A 20,290-nucleotide genomic window follows, 5' to 3' on the forward strand; every position below is an offset into this window, starting at 1 on the left:
GATTTAATGATTAACGATATTGCGATTGACCTGGGAACAGCAAATACACTCATTTACATAAAAGGCAAAGGCATTGTTGTCGACGAACCCTCTGTGGTAGCAGTGAAAAAGGCCACGCAGGAAATTGTGGCTTATGGAAATGAAGCCAAGGAAATGGTCGGCAGAACGCCGGGAGAAATCATCACAGTTCGGCCTCTGCAGGGCGGCGTCATTGCGGATTTTGAATTAACCGAACAAATGATTCGTTTTTTCATTCGCAAGGCAAAAGTGAGTCGATTTGTCAGACCGCGCATTGCCATTGCCATTCCGTCGGGAATTACAGAAGTGGAAAAACGCGCTGTCCGCGATGCTGCCGAACATGTTGGCGCCCGCGAAGTGTATTTGGTGGATGAGCCGATGGCTGCGGCAATTGGAATCGACCTGCCTATCGAGGAGCCTGTGGGAAGTATGGTCGTGGACATTGGCGGCGGCACTACGGAAATCGCGGTTATTGCGCTGTCCGGAATTGTCACTCATATTTCTATTCGCATCGCCGGCGATGAGATGAATGAGTCGATTGTGCAATATTTCAAGAAAAAATACAGCCTACTCATTGGCGACAATTCAGCGGAAATGATTAAGATGAAATTAGGCTCGGCTGCGCCGCACAATGAAAAATCTTCACTCACACTCAAAGGAAGAGATTTGCTGGAGGGAATTCCCAAAACAGTGGAAATTACTGGCAGTGAAGTCCAGGAAGCTTTAACTGAACCGGTGAATTCCATCGTTGAAGCGGTGAAATTGTGCCTGGAGCGAACTCCGCCCGAGTTGTCCGCAGACATTTTGGATCGAGGAATCATCATGAGCGGCGGCGGCGCTCTGCTCAAAGGTCTCGACGAGAGAATTCGGCAGGAAACAAATTTGCCGGTCATTGTTACCGATGATCCGCTCAAAGCCGTCGTTATGGGCACGGGTACGATTTTAACGGATATTTACAAATATCAAAAAGTGCTGACCAAAACCAAGCGCGAGTACGGCAGTTAGCAGGTTTCTTTTTGTAGAATTTAAAAAAACCGGATTTCATTTCAAAGCTGGACGATTGGTCCGGCTTTTGTGCGTTTAAAAACATTGAGTGAATTAAGCTCATGCGATTGAAGCGAATAGTACAACAGTATCGCGATTATTTCGTCTTTTCCGGGCTGGTGATGATTTCCTTGCTATTGATTTTTTCCAATCAAAATCGCCAGGTGGAGACGGTCAAATTGTGGATGGCAGGATTAATGGGCATCGCGCATCACGACTGGACGCGCGTCACAGATTATTTTCATTTGTCGCATGAAAACCAGCAATTGCTTCAGGAAAATACGCGGCTGGCGCTGGAAAATAATGCGCTGCAGGAAATGCGCCTGGAGAACGAGCGTTTGAGAAAAATGCTCGATTTCAAAAAAACGATGTCAATGGAATTGCTCCCGGCGAAAGTTATTGGTCGTCGCGAGCATGGTTTGGTTCACAGTTTGGCGCTTGATGTCGGCGTTCGGGACAAGGTTCGTCGCAATATGCCGTTGGTCGTTCCCGCCGGTTTGGTAGGAAAAGTGTATCGCGTCGGAGATGACGCCTGTCTGGCGCAATTGCTTTTAGATCGAAATTTTCGCGTCAGTGCGGTAGTGCAGCGCAGCCGCGTTCGCGGAATTGTGAGTTGGCGCGGTGGCGACGTTTGCTTGCTGAATAATGTGGCGCGTCGCGCTGATGTGGAAATTGGCGACTTGGTCGTCACTTCTGGCTACGGCGAAATTTACCCCGCGGGTTTGCCCATCGGCAAAGTTGTGAAATTGGACGAGGATCCGCGTTCATTGTTTCTAACCATTAAACTAAAACCAAGCGTCGATTTTAATAAGATAGAAGAAGTCTTTATTATTAGGCGGAAAATTTTTGAGCAACTGAAATAGAGCGGATGTCGATCATTTCTTTCATAAAATATTTGATTCTTGCTTTGCTGCTCATTTGGGTGGAGACAGGTTTTTTGCATCTTTTTTCAATTTATGGCGCAACTCCCGATCTGATTTTGATTTTAGTTCTCCTGGTGAGTTTTCGCGAAGATAGAGTAATGGCGCTGCTGGTGGCTTTTGTTGCCGGATTATTGCAGGATGTGTTTGCCACCCACTTTTGGGGTTTATCCGCTCTCACAAAATTAATCGTTGCGTTAATAGGCAGTAATTTTCAGCGTGCTGATCGTGATTATCCGCTGACCTATTTCGCCGGCTCATTTTTACTGCTCATTTTCATTCACGAAATTTTGCACCAATTTTTATTTTCACTTGGCAGCGAGATGTCTTTTTGGCAAGTTTTATGGCGAAGCACAATACCAGGCACGATTTATACTTTTGTTATTTCGTTGGTGATTTACTTTCTTTTTCAAAATCGACTTTGGCAAACAAAAATGGTTAAATCGTTTTGATGGACTATCACAGGCAACATCTGAAGCAGAGGCAAAGTCAGCTTTCTCTATTTTTTATTTTTGTTTTTGTGGGGCTTGCTGGGCGTTTCTTCTATTTGCAGGTATATGAGCAAGAGCAATATTTACGCGCTTCGGAAAACAATCGCATTCGCGAAGTGATCTTAAAACCAAACCGCGGATTGATTTTTGACCGCAATGGCAGCGTGCTGGTGGAAAATCATGCGGCTTACGATGTTTTTGTGATTCCTTTTGAGGTTCTGAAAAATGACACGGTTTTGCAACTCGCGGCGAAAATTTTATCTGAAGATGAGGGAGCGTTAAAGAGAAAGATTAAAAAAAAGCAGATTGGGCCTTTTAATCCGGTGACAGTCAAAAGTTTTGTTGATTTTGAGACACTCTCTCAGATTGAAGAACATGAATTAGAATTGCCCGGCGTGGGTGTACAGGTTGAGCCGCGGCGCTACTATCCAGACAGCGCTAATGCCGCTCACCTGTTGGGATATGTCGGCGAAATTACAAAGGAAGAGATCAAAAGCGGCTCTTATCCGGGAGTCAGAATTGGCGATTTTGTCGGCAAGCGCGGTCTGGAAAAATATTATGATCAAATTTTGCGCGGCACGCCGGGCCAGAGGTATGTCGAAGTCGATGCCTTGGGCAGAGAAGTGCGTACACTGACCGACAGGCCGGAAATCCCACCTGTGCCGGGAAAAAATTTGCACATTTCCCTTGATGCACGTCTTCAGCGCTTGCTTGAACGGGAAATGGAAGGCAAAACAGGAGCCGCGATTGTCGTCCATTGCCAAAGCGGAGAAATTCTGGCAATGGTGAGCAAGCCCGATTACCCGCAGCGTCTTTTCTCCGAATTCATTGCGCCGAATGAATGGCAAAAGATTGTTACTGATCCGCAAAAGCCGCTTTTTCACCGCGCCATTCAAAGTTTGTATCCGCCGGGGTCCACGTACAAATTAGTGCTGGCAGCAGCCGCGCTGGAAAATGGCGTCAATCCGTTCACAAAAAAATTCAATTGCGCCGGTTCCTATCGGTTAGGCCAAAAAACCTTTGACTGTTGGAAACCTGGCGGCCATGGCGTTTTAAATTTAGTCGAAGCTATCGAGCAGTCGTGCAATGTATATTTTTATCAACTATCTTTGGAAGTCGGCCTGGACAAATGGGCGGAAATTTCAAGACAATTTTTATTCCAGCAAGTCACGAATATTGATCTGCCCGGGGAAAGCAGGGGCGTTATTCCCGATCGTGAATTTTTGGATAAAAAATACGGCAAAAATCGCTGGACAAAGGGATTGATATTAAATCAGGCGATCGGCCAGGGCGACGTGCTGGTGACGCCGCTTCAGATGGCGCGGTTGGCGATGGTTATTGCCAATCGCGGCGAGTATCTGCCATTTCATCTATTGCGTTATACAGAAGATCCTTTGACAAAAGAGCGGGAATGGGCGCCATACAAAGCGAATCGAATAAAAGGAGTTTCCGAGAGAACATTTGAAATATTACGCCAGGCAATGTGGCGCGTGGTGAACGGAGAAAATGGCACAGCGAAGGCAGCGCGCCAATGGGGAATCGAAGTCGCCGGAAAAACAGGCACTGCGGAAAATTCCCACGGCGCGCCTCATGCCTGGTTTGTAGGTTTTGCTCCGTACGAAAATCCGGAGATTGCGATGTGTATCATTATTGAAAACGGCGGCTCCGGCGGTCATAAGGCGGCTCCGATTGCGAGCGAGATTGTGAAAACTTATTTTTCAACGGAGTTCAGCCATGTCGACTGAGCAGAAAATGAAGATTTTCCCGGGCGATGCACTGGTTATCGCTGCGATAATGATCTTGGCGCTGTTGGGCCTGGCGGCAATTTTCAGCGCTTCTCATTATGGCAGCTCAGACGCGGTGAGCGATAATTTTTCGAAACAATTTTATTGGATGATGATTGGCATCATGATCGCATTGGCTGTAATCCTTCTGCCGACCAGATATCTCTATTTGTCTGCCTATTGGATTTATGCTTTTTGCATAATTTTGCTGCTGATGGCGCTCGTTTTTAGTCATGGAGAATCTATCCGACGCTGGCTCGTCATCGGGGGAGTTCGTTTTCAACCTTCGGAACTGGCAAAAGTTGGGACTTTATTAGCATTGTCAAAATATTTGAGCGATGAGGATAGAGATTTGCGGCGTCTGAAGGATATTTTGCTCGCCTTTGCAATTGTTGGATTTCCTTGTTTACTAATTTTTGTTGAACCGGATTTGGGCACGTCGTTGGTTTTCCTCGCGTTTGTGTTGCCCATACTCTATTGGGCGGGGCTGCCGTCATTTTACGCGTTTGCGATAGTGACGCCATTTTTGGTGATGGCGGCGTCGTTTAATTTTTATACTTTTTTTGTGATCATTGTCGCAATCGTAGCTTTATCTTTTTATTTCAAGCGCGGGCTGGCAGTCTCAGCGCTGTTGTTTGGCTCGAGCATTATCGTCGGCGTGATCACGCCTTTGTTGTGGAATCGATTACATGGTTATCAAAAACATCGAATTTTGACATTCCTGGGAATCGAGGCGGATCCTTATGGGCTAAGTTATCAAGTGATCCAATCAAAGGTCGCGATTGGTTCCGGGGGATTTGCCGGAAAAGGATTTTTGAACGGCACGCAAACGCAACTGCGTTTTTTGCCGGCGCAGCACACGGACTTTGTGTTTTCGGTGATAGGCGAAGAATTTGGTTTTCTGGGAAGTTTTTTTGTGTTGGCTTTATTTTTGTTCATAATATTGCGCGGCATCTATGTCAGTGCAGTCGTCAAAAATCGTTTTTTGAGTCTGCTCACATTCGGGGCTGTGATTGTGTTGGCGTTTCATATTGTGGTAAATACCGGCATGACGGTCGGAATTTTCCCGGTGACTGGTCTTCCTTTGCCATTTTTGAGCTACGGCGGCTCGTTCATGGCGACCTGTTTTCTGATGGCTGGTTTTATTTTGCACGCCTCGTTTCGCCGCTATCAATATTTTTGATACGAATTAACAATCTGGGCGGAACTTTTTTGGCAGCGAATGGAGTAAAATATTAGAGTCTCGAAGCACAAAATTTGAACGGAGCTGTTTCGATACGATTTTTGACGGGTAGATCAGGTGACCGATAACCGGTTATCGCAGAAAATATTTTTAAGAATCCAGCGAATATGTCGAAGATTAACCATTTTTTAATTATGTGAATGTTAATTTCTTTGTTTTATTGGTAATTTTTACTACTTATTTGTTAAAATAAAAAAAACACCTTGACTTTTTAGCTAAATTTTAATAAATTTTTAGTAATAAGTTTATCAAACTATTTTAGTTATGATAGAGGAGGATAGATTTGAAACCTAAAAATATTTTATTGGGACTAATAATCACTTTTTTGACTATCCCCGGAATTCTCCTTGCCGGTGGTGAGCAGACAAACATGGCTATTGGCCTTCGCGTAGGTCTCAGCCGCCTGGATGGCGACATTGACAATCCTCCATTTCAGCCGATGTACTACGGCACTCTGAGCTACAATCTGTTTGAATTTTTGGCAGTTGGTTTTGAAAGTGGTTATGCCACGATCGGCGGACAGGTTTATGGCGAAGAAAATAAAAATTTCAAGACGATAATCATACCTTACGAAGGTCACCTAAAATTTTCCTTTTTTCCTTTAAGTCGCGTTAATCCGTATGTTATTTTAGGCGGTGGCGGATTTGCCTGGGACTACACGATTGACGGAAAAACCGATACCAACGAAATTACCGGAAATGCCAAAAAAGGATATGATTCTTTTTTGAAAAGCGGCGCCGGAGTAGAGATTGCCTTGTCCCAGAATCGAGATATCTACTTTAATATCGGCGCGACATACAGATACTCTTTGACTGATATGTTGGATGATTTGAATTCTGATTTTGTCAACCATAGGCATCCGCTAAATGACGCCGTTGTTAATATCTATGGCGGATTTACTTATTATTTTCGTACCAGCAAACGGGGCGATCAAGATCATGATTGGGTTCCGGATGAGCTCGATTTGAAAGTAGAAATACCGGAAGATCCCGATGGCTATCTGGATCACGACGGCGTTCCTGATGATATGGCGCAAGTTCCGACCTTGGGAGTGGCGGGCGAAGTTGATAGCACCCAGGTGGACAACCAGCCGCCGGTAGTCATACACAATCCGGTACACCGTGTGGAGCAGGGACACGATATTAAGATAAAAGCGGATATTTATGAAAATTCTAAGTTGAAAATCGCTTCTGTGATTTATCGCCCAGTAGGAACGAGTGGCTGGAAAGTTGGCAAACTCAGATCAAAAGGTGGAATCGCATACGAGGGCATAATTCCCGGGAGATATGTTTTGCCGCAGGGACTGGAATATTGCGTCATTGCCATCGATGAGGCGATTAGCGGAATCGGTTATTCTGGTTTGCCCAAGCTTCCTGTGAGAGTGGAAGTCATTTCGCATCCCAAGGTATGGCGAATTGTCAGCAGTATTGCTGCACTCATTGGTTGGGGTGGTTCGGGATATTTAATGTTGAAAAAACAAAAGTAATTGTGAAAGGGGATAAAACCATGAACTCGTCAAAAATTTTTGTCTTTTTTGTCGGATTGTTCGCATTGGTGATTTGGGGATGCGCTTCAAATCAGCCGCCCGTGGATGTTGGCGGGCAACCGGCGGACACGTCAAATGCGCAAAATCAAGCGGAGATTGATCAATTATTTAATATCATAAATCAGAGCGAAGCGCCACAGCAGGATAAAGCAGCCAGTGAAGATGAGGTTTTGCAACTGCTGGGCATTAAAAAAGATCAGAAAGAAAAGAGCACAGTAGAGCAGCAACCGGCGTCGACGTCAGACGATCAACTCAAGAAAGAAATTGATACGCTTGAACAGCAACTGGCGGACAAAGAGGCGGAGATTGCTAATCTGAAATCGAGTGTCGCAGAGAAAGATAAGGTGCTGGACCAGTTGGAAACGCAAAAACCCGCAGCCGCATCAGCGAGCGGGACGCCGACTATTAGCGGAAATTATAAACAAGATTACCAAGCGGCGTTGCAGGAATATTATAATCGGAATTACAAAACGGCAATAAAAATGTTCGAAGAATTGTTGGCGATTGACTCTTCTAATTCTTTGGCTGACAATGCCCGCTATTGGATTGGGGAATGTTACTACGGCCTGGGAAATTACGATCAGGCTATTATCGAATTTACAAAAGTTTTTTCCTTTACAAAATCCAATAAAATGGCCGACGCTCAGCTAAAAATAGGGCTTTGTTATTTTCGGCTCGGAGATCGGGCGCGCGCGGCGGAAGAATTTGAACGGCTCATTAATGATTATCCCGACAGCGAGTATGTGGGTAAAGCGCGAGAATTTTTAGCTAAAATACAATAGGCGCAAATTTCACAAAATACGAACGGGTCGAAGAAAATCATCTTCGACCTTTGTTTTTTGTCGGCAGGAGAAATAATCTAATCAAACAGATTTATAGGTTGTGGGGCTTGTGTTTGAACAAGAAATAGTCTCTGAGTTTCGCGAAAATCCGCTCACTGGTCTCTATGTGATTATTTCACCGGAACGCAGTAATCGACCAATCGAAGAAGAAAGTTCAGACTTGGTTGTTGATTACGAATGTCCTTTTTGTCCGGGAAATGAATTTCAAACGCCGCCCGAAATAGAATCCATGCGCGCAAAAAATACTTTTCCCGATCAATCTGGTTGGTCGGTGCGTGTTGTTCCAAATAAATTTCCTGCTTTAATTGAAACTTCTCGAGTTTTTGTGCGTCACAATTTTGTGTATAACTCCGTTCCCGGCGTCGGCGTGCATGAGGTGATCATCGAAACTCCTGATCATAATGCAAAACTATTTACCTTGAAAATTAATGAATTGGCGCGTATTTTGATGGTAATCAGCAAACGAGTTAAAGATATCAAAAAAAATAATAAACTCCAATATGCTCTGATTTTTAAAAATGCTGGGAAAAAAGCAGGGGCTTCTTTATCTCATCCCCATACACAAATTATAGCCACACCGATTTTGCCTACAAAATTTGCACTTGAATTGCGTCGTTTGCAAAAATATTACAGAGAAAATAAACGTTGTCTATATTGCGATATCATTGCCAATGAACTGGAAGATTCTTCGCGGATTGTGCGAGAATCGGCTGAGTATGTCGCCTTCGAGCCATTCGCCTCGCGCTTTCCTTTTGAAACATGGCTGGTTTCGAAGCGGCATGTTTCCATGTTTGAGCAAGAAAATGATAGCCGAATTCATGATTTTGCTATTTTGTTAAAGGATGTTTTGAATCGAATTGATCGCGCAATTGGATTGGAAGCTTATAATTTTTTAATCCAAACAGCGCCTTTTCAGGGTGGGAATTCTCAATATTTTCACTGGCACGCGGAAATACTACCTGTCACGACGAATGTAGCTGGATTTGAACGGGGCACAGGATTTTATATTAATGAGGTTCGCCCCGAAGATGCAGCCCGACGGCTAAGAGAAGTGGGCTGATCGGGACAGTTGCGTTCGCCAATATTTGTTTTGTGATATAATAGGGATTGGAGATAATGGAAAACCAATTAAGAGTCTTGTATGTTTCTTCTGAAGTGACGCCATTTGCAAAGACCGGTGGTCTCGGCGACGTTTCAAGCTCGCTTCCAAAATATCTTAAAGATGCGGGACACGACATCCGAATTTTCATGCCTAAATACAAATTTATTAATGACAGAAAATATGTCTTGCGCGATGTGATACGGTTGCGGGATATTGAAGTTCCCATGGGAAATAAGGTTCTTTTAACCAGCGTGAAATCTGCATTTTTGCCGAACAGCAAAGTTCAGGTCTATTTTGTCCATCATGACGATTATTTTCAGCGCGAAGGTTTGTACCTGGATCCAAAAACAAACCTGGACTATTCTGACAATGCGGAGCGCTTTGCATTTTTCAGTCGAAGCGCCCTGGAAATTTTGAAAACGCTCCACTGGCAGCCTGATATTATCCACTGCAATGATTGGCAAACTGCCTTAATTCCGTATTTTTTGAAAACAACGTATGCCGGGGACCCCTTCTTTGAGCACACGCGCGCGTTATTGACGATTCATAATGTTGCATTTCAAGGTATTTTTGAAAAAGATATTTTGCCTTTCATTGGGATTTCCCAAGATGAATTTTCTAAAAATAACCCACTTGAATTATGGAACAAAGTAAACTATCTCAAGGGCGGAATTTTGACGGCTGATTTATTAAATACGGTTAGCAAGACATACGCCAAAGAGATTCAACAATCTAAAGAGTATGGATTCGGTTTGGAGGAATATCTTCGAAAACGAAAAAAGGACCTTGCAGGGATTGTCAACGGAGCAGATTACGGTAACTGGAATCCGGAAACTGATAAATTGATTCCGCACAATTATTCCGCTTCTGATCTTTCAGGGAAGCTTTTGGATAAGAAAGCATTGTTGGAAAGCGTTGGGCTTCCCTTTGAGGCAGATGTGCCGGTGGTCGGCATGATTTCGCGAATCACCGAGCAAAAAGGATTTGATTTGATTTGTGACGCGCTCAGGGAGTTGATGAAATTTGATTTGAAGCTTGTAGTGCTTGGCGTCGGAGAAGCAAAATATCAACGCATTTTGGAACAAGCAGCCGGAAAATATGCAAATAAATTATCAGTTCAGTTGAAATTTGATAATCGGCTATCGCATCTGATTGAGGCTGGCGCGGATTTTTTTCTGATGCCTTCCAAATTTGAACCTTGCGGCTTAAATCAGATCTATAGCTTAAAATATGGCACGATTCCCATTGTCCGCGCGACCGGAGGACTGGCAGATACCATAAAGGATTTTTCAGATGAGACCAAGAGAGGATATGGCTTTGTTTTTCAAGAATATTCATCAGCGGCCCTGTTGGCGACGTTGAAGCGAGCATTAAATCATTATAAAAATCAAGCTACGTGGAAAAAATTGATCCAGCGGGCAATGAAACAGGATTTTTCATGGGAAAAGGTCGTTCCTTTTTATGTGGATTTATATCAAAAGCTCATGTGAAATGGAGTTATCCCGTTAATCTTTCAATTTATTGCGATTGGCGAGCGCTGTGTTGCCGCTAACTTCATAAAAAACATTGTTTATCGTGTCCCACGCTAATACATTGTTTCGCACAAGTACATTCCCCGCCCTTTCTTTCAGGATGATTTTGTTCCTAATTTCTTTATTTTAAGCGTTGAGAAGATGAAGTTTTCTTAACAAGTTAGTGGCATTGAATTTGCTGTGCACTATGCCATTACTGAAGGGTGAAGTGTGTCTCATAAAAAATATTTGGTGAAATTTCATGCAAGGAATTGACATTGCTTTCAATTATGTCGGCGCGCGACAGAACATTGCCCTGCTTCAACTCAAGGGATTTTTGGATACCACGACGTCCACGGAAGTATCAAATCGTTTGAGAAACTTGCTTAATGATGGTGTGTATCATCTCGTTGTCGATATGAGCAGAGTAAACTACGTCAGCAGCGCGGGCTGGGGCGTTTTTGTCGGCGAAATCCGAAATATTCGGGAAAACGGCGGTGATTTGAAAGTCGTACAAATGACGCCGGAAGTTTATGACGTGTTTGAAATGTTAGAGTTTCATCGCATTTTAGATTACTACGACACGATAGAAGAATCCTTGAATGATTTTGATATAAGTATGGGAAATAATATTACGCAAGGAAAACAATGGAGCAAAAATACGCCGACGAAAAAAGTCGATGAAATTGAAATCGCTCTGCCGCGAGAAATTGCTACTAAAGACGGAGCCAAAGAACGCCGCGCCCGCTCCAGATTCAAATTTACAAAACCTAAAGTAGATGAAGCAATGCTACCGTTGGTCGAAAAAATCAAATTGATCGTAATTGAGGATCCTGACGGAGGGGTGTGGCAGGTGAGGAAAAAACTAAATGTGAAGCGATTTGGATTTGAGAAAGTCAGCATTTTTAAAATATATGATATTCTGAAAAAATATAGTTTGGATACAAAAGAAAAACGTTATCGTTTCTATCGTTCGCGTTGAAAAAAAATAAATTTTATGATTTTTTGCTTCTGCAAAAAAATAGCGTTGGCGTTATAATCATAAAGCAAAATGAGGGATGCAAATCATGAAGGATCATTTGAAACGTGGCTTTGGGTTTGAATTTGCTCTGATCGTAATCATTGGCTTGACGCTTTTCAAACCTTCTTTTCCGCAAGGGAAAAATTATGTTGCAAAAAACGAATTTTACCCGGGCGACGCATTATCTATTAATTTTATAGATGTTTACAAGCAAAAGGACAGAGGGGTGATTAATATCAGCGGCGAATATGCGATCGATAGCCGGGGTTATATTTTGTTGCCTTTGGTCGGAGCGCTTAAGGTTGTCGGCTATAATCGCTACACATTGGCGGAAAAGCTGGTCGAGGTCTATAAGTCGTATTTTACCGAGCCCTATATTTCCATTACGCCATTAATTCGTATCACGATCAGTGGCCCATTTTATAAGCCTGGCGCTTACCGGGTGAATCCGCAGGCCTCTTTGTGGGATGTGCTCGAAAAAGCAGGCGGGCCTCAAGGGAATTGTGATTTGAATAGCATCAGCGTGGTTCGCAATGACGAAGTTGTAATTGAAAATTTGTTAGCAGGATTTGAAAAAGGGTATTCGCTGGAGGATATCGGTGTGCAGTCCGGTGATCAAATTGTTGCGAAACCAAAACGTCATTTCGGCCTCCGAGAAATTTTTGATTATCTCAGATTCGGAATGAGTATTGCTTCATTGTATTTCTTGGTTCTTCGTTGGCAAAATTACAAAAAATAGAAACCGGCAAGGTCGAAGTATTGTTTATTTTGAGGGGAGTCGAGCAAATATGGACTCGAATAATTTTGAAAAAGAGATTTACTTTGAAAATGAGTTAGGCGACGAGAGCTTTAATATTGATTTCAAGCGTTATTTAATGGTATTGTGGAAGCGGAAGTGGTTGATTCTCATTATCACGCTTATGATCACTGTTCCATGGGCATATTATCTGAAAAAGCAGCCTCCGGTTTATGAAGCAACTTGTCGCATACGATTCCGCAATTTAGCGAGTGGCGGGGAGTATGTTATGTCATTGACGACAGCCGTATCATCGAGTTGACCAGTCGATCTTTTGCCGGGCGCGTTGTTGCGCAATTAGGACTGACGCTGAGCATGGACGACCCACTGTCGGTAAATCGAGTGGAAGTATTTCAGGAATTTCAGACAACCAACACTCCTGTGAGCGGGAAATATGTCTTGCGCTGGAAAGACGATGGGACTTATACCATATATAGAATTGTGCATGAATCTGAGAATGCTATTGATCAGGGCAGATTAGAAGACGTTATCGGTAAATTGCATGAGACGCAAAATGGTTTTTCCTTTGCATTGCATTCTAACGTCCGTAATTTGCCAAAAGAAATATTTTTTTCCATTCGTAGTATGCGCAGCGCCGTCAAGGCATTCCAGGCGAATACCGCGGTGCGACGTACTGGCGGTGGCGGCATTTTAATGCTCACGATGACAGATCCAAATCCGGCAATGGTGGCAAAAAAAGTAAACCGCCTGGCTGCTCTTTTTGTCAATGAGAGCAAGCTGCTTAAAAAAAATGCCATAGAAAATTATAAAAAGACAATTGACGAACAACTTCAGTATAGCGAGCAAGAGCTTGCCAAAACTGATCAGAGATTGAAAGAGTTCAAGAGTCGACATAAAGTTAGCTTAAACTCAGAAACCCAGGAATCGGTCAGAGATCTGGCTCTGGTGGAGGGCGAATTGTCGGGGAGCGTAAAAAGCCGCGACGACTTAAAAGAGCTTCTCGCGAAAATTGATAGTTATTCCGGAGCAAATCCGGATGAGGATTTGAAATATGTCTATCAGCAAATTACGGAGCTTCCCACGTTTGCAAATAATCCGAAGATGGGAATGTTACGCAATCAATTGACTGATTTGGTGCAAAGTTACAATCAAGTAGTCACCAGATTTTCTGCCGAGCATGAAGATGCAAAAAAATTAGCGGCGCAGATTCGCGAAGTCCGGAGTGCGGTGCGCGTGGAATCTTTAAATCAGTTACAAGATTTGAACAAGAAAATTTCTGAGTTGCAGACGGAAAAAGGGACGCTGGACTACAAATTGAAACGTTTGCCGGAAGAAGAATACCAACTAACTGAATTGCAACGCGAGTTGAAAGCCAAAGAAGATATTCATGCGCAATTGCTTACAAAATCACAATTAGCGCAACTGACGAACGCAGTTGAGACGGAGTACGTTGATATTTTGGATCCGGCGATTACCCCCGACGAACCGATGGTCCGCGACAAGAAAAAAAAGGCGGTCATGGGCGGTGCTTTCGCCTTGATGTTGGGGCTCGGCGTTGCGCTGGCGCTGGAGTTTTTCGACAAGGCGATCAAAACAGTGGAGGATGTGAAACGATATTTAAAATTGCAAGTTTTAGGAACGATTCCTAACATTGACTTTGACGAGATTCATGATTATCAGGATTCGGAAAAAATAAAACAGATAGACCAACAGTTGGTCACTTATGACTATTCTCCGACGCCGATAGGCGAGGCGTATCGGTCGTTGCGGACGAATTTGGTGTATTCGAAAAATACCGGCCGGGTGCAAAGTTTGGTGCTTACCAGCGCCGCACCGGGTGACGGAAAATCGTTTACCTCTGCAAATATTGCCATTTCCATGGCGCAGCACAAGAGCAACACTCTGCTCATTGACGCTGATCTGCGACGGGGCGTGTTGCACAACACGTTTGGCGTGCCCAAAGAGCCCGGACTGACGAACTTTTTGACGGGAATGGTCGGCTTTCAGCATATTGTCAATGAGACTCTTATTCCCAACCTTTCTCTCATTAGCTGCGGCTCTTTGCTGCCAAATCCGTCTGAGTTGTTAGGGTCGCATCAAATGCAGCGATTTTTGGATGAGGCAAGACGAAAATATGATATGATCATTTTTGATAGTCCGCCGCTTAACGCCGCGACAGACGCCATTGTTCTGGGAACTCAAGTTGACGCCTTAGTGCTTGTCGTTCGTTCGGGCGTCACGGATAGAGATGTTGCTCGGCAAAAACTTGAGTTATTTAAAAATGTCCCGGTGAGAATTTTAGGCGTAGTGTTAAACGGGACGTCGGCGGATTTTGGTCACGAAGGATATAGTTATTATCATTATTAAGAGAGGGTGTATATGCATTATTTGGTTACCGGCGGCGCTGGTTTTATCGGTTCGCATCTGATAGAAAGGCTGCTCAGAGATGGGGGGCAAATTACGTGTCTCGATAATTTTAATGATTATTACGATCCGCGCATAAAAGAGAAAAATATTGCTGCGGTTTTTGATCACCCAAAATTTGATCTGGTGCGCGGGAATATTCTGGATGAAAATTTACTGAAAAAATTATTCGATGACAATGATTTCGACGTCATTGTCCATCTGGCGGCCCGAGCTGGCGTCAGACCTTCTGTGCAGCAACCAAAGTTGTATCAGGAGGTCAATGTCAGAGGCACATTGAATTTGCTGGACATGGCCAGGCAGCATCAGATTGAAAAATTCGTGATGGCGTCGTCTTCTTCTGTTTACGGAAATAACAAAAAGGTACCTTTTTCCGAGAGTGACAATGTGGACAATCCGATTTCTCCCTACGCCGCGACCAAAAAAGCAAGTGAACTGTTAGCGTTTACTTATTCGGCATTGTATGGAATGTCGGTCACCTGTCTGCGGTTTTTTACCGTTTATGGCCCACGGCAGAGGCCTGATATGGCGATACATAAATTTACGCGATTAATCGCGCACAATCAAGAAATACCCGTCTATGGAGATGGCAAAGTTAAACGCGATTTTACCTATATCACTGACATCATTGATGGCGTCGTTCGGTCCATTGAACATTGCCAAGGCTATCAAATCTACAATTTGGGCGAGTCGAGAGTTGTCGAATTGATGGAATTGATTCATTTGCTTGAAAAAGAAGTGGGCAAAACGGCGCGCATTAAATGGCTACCACCGCAACCGGGAGATGTGAAGATAACTTATGCAGATATTTCAAAAGCGGCTCAGGATCTAAACTATCGTCCGAAGGTTCCCGTTGAACAGGGAATTCGTCAATTTATTCAGTGGTTCAAGCAAAATCAGGACTAATAATTTGTACGGGAGCAAGCGTGGGAATGCAGCTAACGGCCGGCATCATGAGATGAGGGGTTAGATGGTAGAAGAAAAAGAGGCTTTTATCGCCAATATCTTAAAAACGACGGATGCGATTATTGTCGCACTTTCGTTTGTGGCGTCATATTTTATAGATGACTTGATTCGTTCAATCACGAATTTTCAAGAGATGGCTTACGCGAGTGAGCCAACGTTTCAAGGATTTTTGTTTTTTTCCCAGAAGAATGCAATTTTGACCCTGGCAGTGATTCCGACGTGGCTGATTTTATTGAACGCATTCAATGCCTATCGAGACTTTCGAACGCGTACATTTCTCAAGGAATTAACTAATATTGTTAAATCTGCGCTATTGTCAGTGCTTGTTTTCGGCAGCATTTTTTTTCTGTCACAAATGAAATATGCCAGTCGTCTTTATATCGGCGTATTCACTGTCACGACCGCTCTTGCTTTGATAATTGAGAAGCAAATTTTATTTGCGTTACTCGATGCGATGCATGAGCGCGGGTTCAATCAGATCAACTTGCTCGTGGTTGGAACCGGAAAAAGAGCGCGGCGCTTTATTCGTGTCGTAAAAAGTCATTCCAATTGGGGCTTGCGAATTGTCGGTTTGATCGATGATGAACATGGAATGTACGGAAAAAAAATCGAAGGCTATCGCGTTCTTGGCCGTTTGCAGGATATCCCGTTTATTTTACACAGGAAAGTAGTCGATCGCGTTATTTTTGTTGTCCCCCGACTCTGGCTGCATCGACTGGACGATGTAATTTTAGCCTGCGAGCGCGAGGGAATCGCCACGTCGATTTCCATGGACTTATACGACTTACGCATCGCGAAAATCAAACAGACGAATTTTGAAGAGTTTCCGCTGTTAGAATTTGAGACGTTTCACGCCAATGAATGGCAGTTGTTCATAAAAAGAATCATGGATATTGTCATTTCTTTAATTATGCTGCTTTTGTTATCGCCGGTGCTTTTGATTACTGCCATTGCTATTAAATTGGAATCAAAGGGCCCTGTTCTTTTCAAGCAAACGCGTTCTGGTTTAAATGGACGAAAATTTACTTTGTACAAATTTCGGTCAATGATAGTCGGCGCCGAGATGAAAAAGAAAATGCTGGAAAAGATGAACGAGATGGACGGCCCGGTTTTCAAAATAAAAAGAGATCCGCGAATCACCAGAGTCGGCAGGATCATTCGAAAGCTTAGCGTTGATGAACTACCTCAACTGTTCAACGTGTTAAAGGGCGACATGAGCATCGTGGGCCCGCGCCCCCCTTTACCGGTGGAAGTCGAAATGTACGAACTGTGGCAACGGCGCCGTCTCAGCTTAAAGCCAGGCCTGACTTGCATCTGGCAGGTCAGCGGACGCAATAATGTCAATTTTGATCGCTGGATGGAAATGGACCTGGAGTATATCGATAGCTGGTCTTTGTGGTTGGATATCAAACTTTTGTTTAAAACCGTGTTCGTTGTTTCGTTCGGGTACGGCGCCAGCTAAAAACCGGCAACATCAATTTGAAAAATAAAAAATTTTTAGCACTGCAACCGGGGAATCAACAATGAGAATTTTGATGATTGCGCCACAACCATTTTTTACGCCAAGAGGGACACCGCTGAGTGTGTTGCATCGGCTAAACACGCTTTCGAGTTTGGGACACAAGATTGATCTGGTCACTTATCATATTGGTCAAACAATTCCCTTTGAAAATGTGACTTATCACCGGATTTTGAAAGTGCCTTTTGTCAAAAGCATTCAGGTCGGCCCGTCAAAACGCAAAATTATTGTTGATTTTTTTGTATTGATGAAATCGTGGGCGCTGTTGTTCAAAAATGATTACGATGTGATCCACACTCACGAAGAGGCTGGTTTTTTCGGCGTTTGGCTGGCGAAATGGTTCAAAACAGTTCATCTGTACGATATGCATTCTTCTTTGCCGCAGCAATTAACAAATTTCAAATTCACAAAATTGAAATTTTTGATCAAAATATTCGCGTCGTTGGAAAATATGACCATCCAAAATTCTGAGGCGGTGATCACTATTTGCCCTGAACTTTTCAATTATGTGCATGAAAAATGGCCTGAGAAAAAACAGGAATTGATCGAGAACGTGGCTGATAACAGTCTCGTTTTTAGCGAACCCGAGGTCGGTTCTGACGAAATCAGAAAAAAATATGATTTGGATTCTAAACAAATAATATTGTACGCCGGGACTTTTGAGCCTTATCAGGGTCTGGATTTGTTAATAGACGCCAGCAGGAATATTGTAAAAAAAACAGATCAGGCATTATTTGTGCTCGTCGGCGGGAATCCCGATCAGGTTGAAAAATACAAAACGATGGTAGAAAAAAATAACCTCTCACAATATTTTCGGTTTACGGGACAGGTGACGCCTGATTGGGTGCCCAAATTTGTCGAAATTGCGGACATACTGGTCACGCCGCGAATTGAAGGAAATAATACGCCGTTGAAAATTTATTCGTATTTGCGCTCAGGGAAGCCGATTGTCGCCACAAACCATACGACGCACACCCAAGTATTGAATCCTGATGTCGCGATGCTCACTGAGTGCACGCCCGAGTCGTTTTCCCAGGGGCTATTGAAAGTAATGCAGGACGAAAACTTGCAACAAAAGATTTCCAGGAATGCTAAAAAGTTGGCCGCCGAAAAATACAGCTTTGAAATTTATGTGAAAAAATTAAGCGGAATTTACGAGTATTTGAACAGTCGGCACGAAAGCGGAGAGAAAAATTAATGTGCGGAATTTGCGGAGTTGTCCATACAAATTTTAGCCAGCGCGTCGAAGAAAGCCAACTCAGGCGAATGACCGACGCTATTGTGCACCGCGGACCTGACGACGAGGGAATTTACGTCAAGCGGGAAGTCGGATTGGGAATGCGGCGTTTGAGTATTATTGATCTGGCGACGGGAAAACAGCCCATCTCCAACGAAACCGGTGACGTGTGGATTGTTTTTAACGGAGAAATTTACAATCATCAGGAATTGCGCAAGGAATTGATCGCCAGGGGCCATCGCTTTGCCACCAAGGCAGACACGGAAAGCATCATTCACGCTTACGAGGAATACGGCGAGCGATGCGTGGAAAAACTGAATGGCATGTTTGCTTTTGCCATCTGGGATGAGAAAAAAAAATCGCTTTTTGTGGCGCGCGACCGCATCGGCATCAAGCCGCTGTATTATTTTTTCGATAAAAAACGATTCATTTTTGGCTCAGAAATAAAATCAATTTTGCAGGCGGGTGAAGTGCCGCGTCGCATCGATTTGCAGGCGCTGGACAATTTTTTGACATTTGAATATATTCCGGCGCCGTTGAGTGTTTTTCAGGACATTCGAAAATTGCCGCCCGGTCAAACTCTGACGCTGAAAGAAAATGAAATCTATTTGCGTTCTTATTGGAATCTGCAGATGGGGCAGGACGAATTTGATCCGCAAAGAACGCAGGAAAAATTGGTCGAGGTTTTGCAGGATGCGGTAAAAATCCGTTTGATGAGTGATGTGCCTTTGGGCGCATTTTTGAGCGGCGGGATTGATTCCAGCACGATTGTGGCGCTCATGGCGCAGGTGATGAATCAGCCGGTGAAATCTTTTTCCATCGGATTTGAGGATCAAACGTACAATGAGCTCAACTACGCGCGGTTGATCGCCCAAAAATATCAGACGGAACATTTTGAATCCATCATCCGGCCAAATGCACTGGAGTTGATGGAGAGCTTAATTCATTTCCTGGATGAGCCGTTCGGCGATTTTTCCATTTTTCCGACTTACCTGGTTTCCAAAATGGCGCGTGAGCATGTGACGGTTGTGCTTTCCGGAGACGGCGGAGATGAGCTTTTCGGCGGCTACGATACTTATTTGGCGCATCAAATTGCCAACAAATACGCAAAATTGCCAAGCTGGCTGAAAAAAGGAATGGTCAGGCCACTTGTTGATTCATTACCACCTTCGCCGAAAAAGAAGGGACTGATTAATCGCGCCAAGAGATTTGTGGAAGGCACAAAATTGCCGTCGCAATTGCAACACACGCGGTGGATGATTTTTTTACAGGATGCAGAACGGGAAATGCTTTACACACCGGAAATGAGGTCCGGTATGTCGGACGCCTCTCCGTATCAATTTATTTTGGATTATTTTGAGCATAGCGCGGCGCAAACAACTGATGAAGTAAATCAACAGATGTACGTGGATGTGAAAACTTATCTCGTGGATGATATTTTGGTGAAAGTCGATCGCATGAGCATGGCGACGTCGCTGGAGGCACGGGTTCCGTTTCTGGATCATCGCGTCGTAGAACTGGCGGCTTCTATCCCGGGCACCGCCAAATTGCAGGGCAAAAAATCGAAAGTGATTTTGAAAGAGGCAATGAGGAAATATCTGCCTGAAGAAATTTTATATCGCGGGAAAGAAGGATTCAGCATCCCCATCAAAAATTGGCTTAAAAATGAATTGAAAACGATGATGCTGGATTTACTGAATTCAGACAGAATTAAAGCAGAAGGATTTTTTGATTCTCGCTTTGTCGAGCGGCTCATTTCCGAACATTTGAGCGGCAAAGAGAACCACAGCCATCGGTTGTGGGCGCTGATGATGTTTGAAAAATGGAGCGATTTGTACATGAAATGATGAGTCAATGACTGATGT

At 43.8% G+C, this 20,290-nt stretch carries 17 protein-coding genes; all 17 read left to right on the plus strand.

The annotated features are described in order from the left end of the window. The first annotated feature begins 6 nt into the window (after window positions 1–6). The gene (locus tag GXO74_07935; GenBank protein ID NOZ61598.1) at window positions 7–1,023 is read left to right on the plus strand and encodes a rod shape-determining protein; all 1,017 of its coding nucleotides are present in this window, start codon (window positions 7–9) and stop codon (window positions 1,021–1,023) included. 101 nt (window positions 1,024–1,124) lie between these two features. Further along, window positions 1,125–1,925 (plus strand): rod shape-determining protein MreC, encoded by an 801-nt coding sequence (mreC, locus tag GXO74_07940; protein ID NOZ61599.1) that lies wholly within the window; start codon window positions 1,125–1,127, stop codon window positions 1,923–1,925. Between the two features lie 5 nt (window positions 1,926–1,930). Beyond that, entirely contained in the window at window positions 1,931–2,434 is a 504-nt protein-coding gene (mreD, locus tag GXO74_07945) for a rod shape-determining protein MreD (protein NOZ61600.1), read from the plus strand. Continuing rightward, window positions 2,434–4,218: a penicillin-binding protein 2 gene (gene mrdA / locus GXO74_07950; protein ID NOZ61601.1), complete on the plus strand. Its 1,785-nt coding sequence runs from the start codon at window positions 2,434–2,436 to the stop codon at window positions 4,216–4,218. The genes mreD and mrdA overlap by 1 nt, the downstream gene beginning before the upstream one ends. Then, a complete protein-coding gene (gene rodA / locus GXO74_07955; GenBank protein NOZ61602.1) occupies window positions 4,208–5,440 on the plus strand; it encodes a rod shape-determining protein RodA in 1,233 nt (410 codons plus the stop codon). Before mrdA ends, rodA begins: the two co-directional genes overlap by 11 nt. A 343-nt stretch (window positions 5,441–5,783) precedes the next feature. Next, window positions 5,784–6,986 (plus strand): porin family protein, encoded by a 1,203-nt coding sequence (locus tag GXO74_07960; protein ID NOZ61603.1) that lies wholly within the window; start codon window positions 5,784–5,786, stop codon window positions 6,984–6,986. Window positions 6,987–7,006: 20 nt separating this feature from the next. Then, the gene (locus tag GXO74_07965) at window positions 7,007–7,828 is read left to right on the plus strand and encodes a tetratricopeptide repeat protein (GenBank protein NOZ61604.1); all 822 of its coding nucleotides are present in this window, start codon (window positions 7,007–7,009) and stop codon (window positions 7,826–7,828) included. Window positions 7,829–7,937: 109 nt separating this feature from the next. Further along, window positions 7,938–8,948: a galactose-1-phosphate uridylyltransferase gene (gene galT, locus GXO74_07970; GenBank protein NOZ61605.1), complete on the plus strand. Its 1,011-nt coding sequence runs from the start codon at window positions 7,938–7,940 to the stop codon at window positions 8,946–8,948. A gap of 56 nt (window positions 8,949–9,004) precedes the next feature. Further along, the gene (glgA, locus tag GXO74_07975; protein NOZ61606.1) at window positions 9,005–10,480 is read left to right on the plus strand and encodes a glycogen synthase GlgA; all 1,476 of its coding nucleotides are present in this window, start codon (window positions 9,005–9,007) and stop codon (window positions 10,478–10,480) included. A 283-nt stretch (window positions 10,481–10,763) separates the two neighbouring features. Further along, window positions 10,764–11,483 carry an STAS domain-containing protein gene (locus GXO74_07980; GenBank protein NOZ61607.1) on the plus strand — a complete coding sequence of 240 codons (720 nt, stop codon included), beginning with the start codon at window positions 10,764–10,766 and terminating at the stop codon, window positions 11,481–11,483. A gap of 85 nt (window positions 11,484–11,568) precedes the next feature. After that, on the plus strand, window positions 11,569–12,261 hold the full coding sequence (locus tag GXO74_07985; GenBank protein NOZ61608.1) for a hypothetical protein: 693 nt from the start codon (window positions 11,569–11,571) through the stop codon (window positions 12,259–12,261). Between the two features lie 49 nt (window positions 12,262–12,310). Continuing rightward, entirely contained in the window at window positions 12,311–12,580 is a 270-nt protein-coding gene (locus GXO74_07990; protein NOZ61609.1) for a hypothetical protein, read from the plus strand. Beyond that, window positions 12,502–14,646: a polysaccharide biosynthesis tyrosine autokinase gene (locus tag GXO74_07995; GenBank protein NOZ61610.1), complete on the plus strand. Its 2,145-nt coding sequence runs from the start codon at window positions 12,502–12,504 to the stop codon at window positions 14,644–14,646. Before GXO74_07990 ends, GXO74_07995 begins: the two co-directional genes overlap by 79 nt. 12 nt (window positions 14,647–14,658) lie before the next feature. After that, window positions 14,659–15,609 carry an NAD-dependent epimerase/dehydratase family protein gene (locus GXO74_08000; GenBank protein ID NOZ61611.1) on the plus strand — a complete coding sequence of 317 codons (951 nt, stop codon included), beginning with the start codon at window positions 14,659–14,661 and terminating at the stop codon, window positions 15,607–15,609. Window positions 15,610–15,673: 64 nt separating this feature from the next. Continuing rightward, window positions 15,674–17,131, plus strand: a complete 1,458-nt coding sequence (locus GXO74_08005; GenBank protein NOZ61612.1) for a sugar transferase — start codon at window positions 15,674–15,676, stop codon at window positions 17,129–17,131. A gap of 61 nt (window positions 17,132–17,192) precedes the next feature. Then, a complete protein-coding gene (locus GXO74_08010; GenBank protein ID NOZ61613.1) occupies window positions 17,193–18,386 on the plus strand; it encodes a glycosyltransferase family 4 protein in 1,194 nt (397 codons plus the stop codon). Then, window positions 18,386–20,272, plus strand: coding sequence for an asparagine synthase (glutamine-hydrolyzing) (gene asnB / locus GXO74_08015; GenBank protein NOZ61614.1), 1,887 nt, complete (start codon window positions 18,386–18,388; stop codon window positions 20,270–20,272). Before GXO74_08010 ends, asnB begins: the two co-directional genes overlap by 1 nt. Window positions 20,273–20,290 lie beyond the last annotated feature (18 nt).

Source organism: Calditrichota bacterium (assembly GCA_013152715.1).
Taxonomy (GTDB): domain Bacteria; phylum Zhuqueibacterota; class Zhuqueibacteria; order Thermofontimicrobiales; family Thermofontimicrobiaceae; genus 4484-87.

Bases quoted from the DNA above. Each gene is read 5' to 3' on its own strand.
- asnB (NOZ61614.1), top strand. From the start codon at position 18,386: ATGTGCGGAATTTGCGGAGTTGTCCATACAAATTTTAGCCAGCGCGTC.
- GXO74_07990 (NOZ61609.1), top strand. From the start codon at position 12,311: ATGGACTCGAATAATTTTGAAAAAGAGATTTACTTTGAAAATGAGTTA.
- mreD (NOZ61600.1), top strand. From the start codon at position 1,931: ATGTCGATCATTTCTTTCATAAAATATTTGATTCTTGCTTTGCTGCTC.
- GXO74_07935 (NOZ61598.1), top strand. From the start codon at position 7: ATGATTAACGATATTGCGATTGACCTGGGAACAGCAAATACACTCATT.
- rodA (NOZ61602.1), top strand. From the start codon at position 4,208: ATGTCGACTGAGCAGAAAATGAAGATTTTCCCGGGCGATGCACTGGTT.
- GXO74_08005 (NOZ61612.1), top strand. From the start codon at position 15,674: ATGGTAGAAGAAAAAGAGGCTTTTATCGCCAATATCTTAAAAACGACG.
- glgA (NOZ61606.1), top strand. From the start codon at position 9,005: ATGGAAAACCAATTAAGAGTCTTGTATGTTTCTTCTGAAGTGACGCCA.
- GXO74_07965 (NOZ61604.1), top strand. From the start codon at position 7,007: ATGAACTCGTCAAAAATTTTTGTCTTTTTTGTCGGATTGTTCGCATTG.
- mrdA (NOZ61601.1), top strand. From the start codon at position 2,434: ATGGACTATCACAGGCAACATCTGAAGCAGAGGCAAAGTCAGCTTTCT.
- GXO74_07985 (NOZ61608.1), top strand. From the start codon at position 11,569: ATGAAGGATCATTTGAAACGTGGCTTTGGGTTTGAATTTGCTCTGATC.
- GXO74_07980 (NOZ61607.1), top strand. From the start codon at position 10,764: ATGCAAGGAATTGACATTGCTTTCAATTATGTCGGCGCGCGACAGAAC.
- GXO74_08000 (NOZ61611.1), top strand. From the start codon at position 14,659: ATGCATTATTTGGTTACCGGCGGCGCTGGTTTTATCGGTTCGCATCTG.
- GXO74_08010 (NOZ61613.1), top strand. From the start codon at position 17,193: ATGAGAATTTTGATGATTGCGCCACAACCATTTTTTACGCCAAGAGGG.
- mreC (NOZ61599.1), top strand. From the start codon at position 1,125: ATGCGATTGAAGCGAATAGTACAACAGTATCGCGATTATTTCGTCTTT.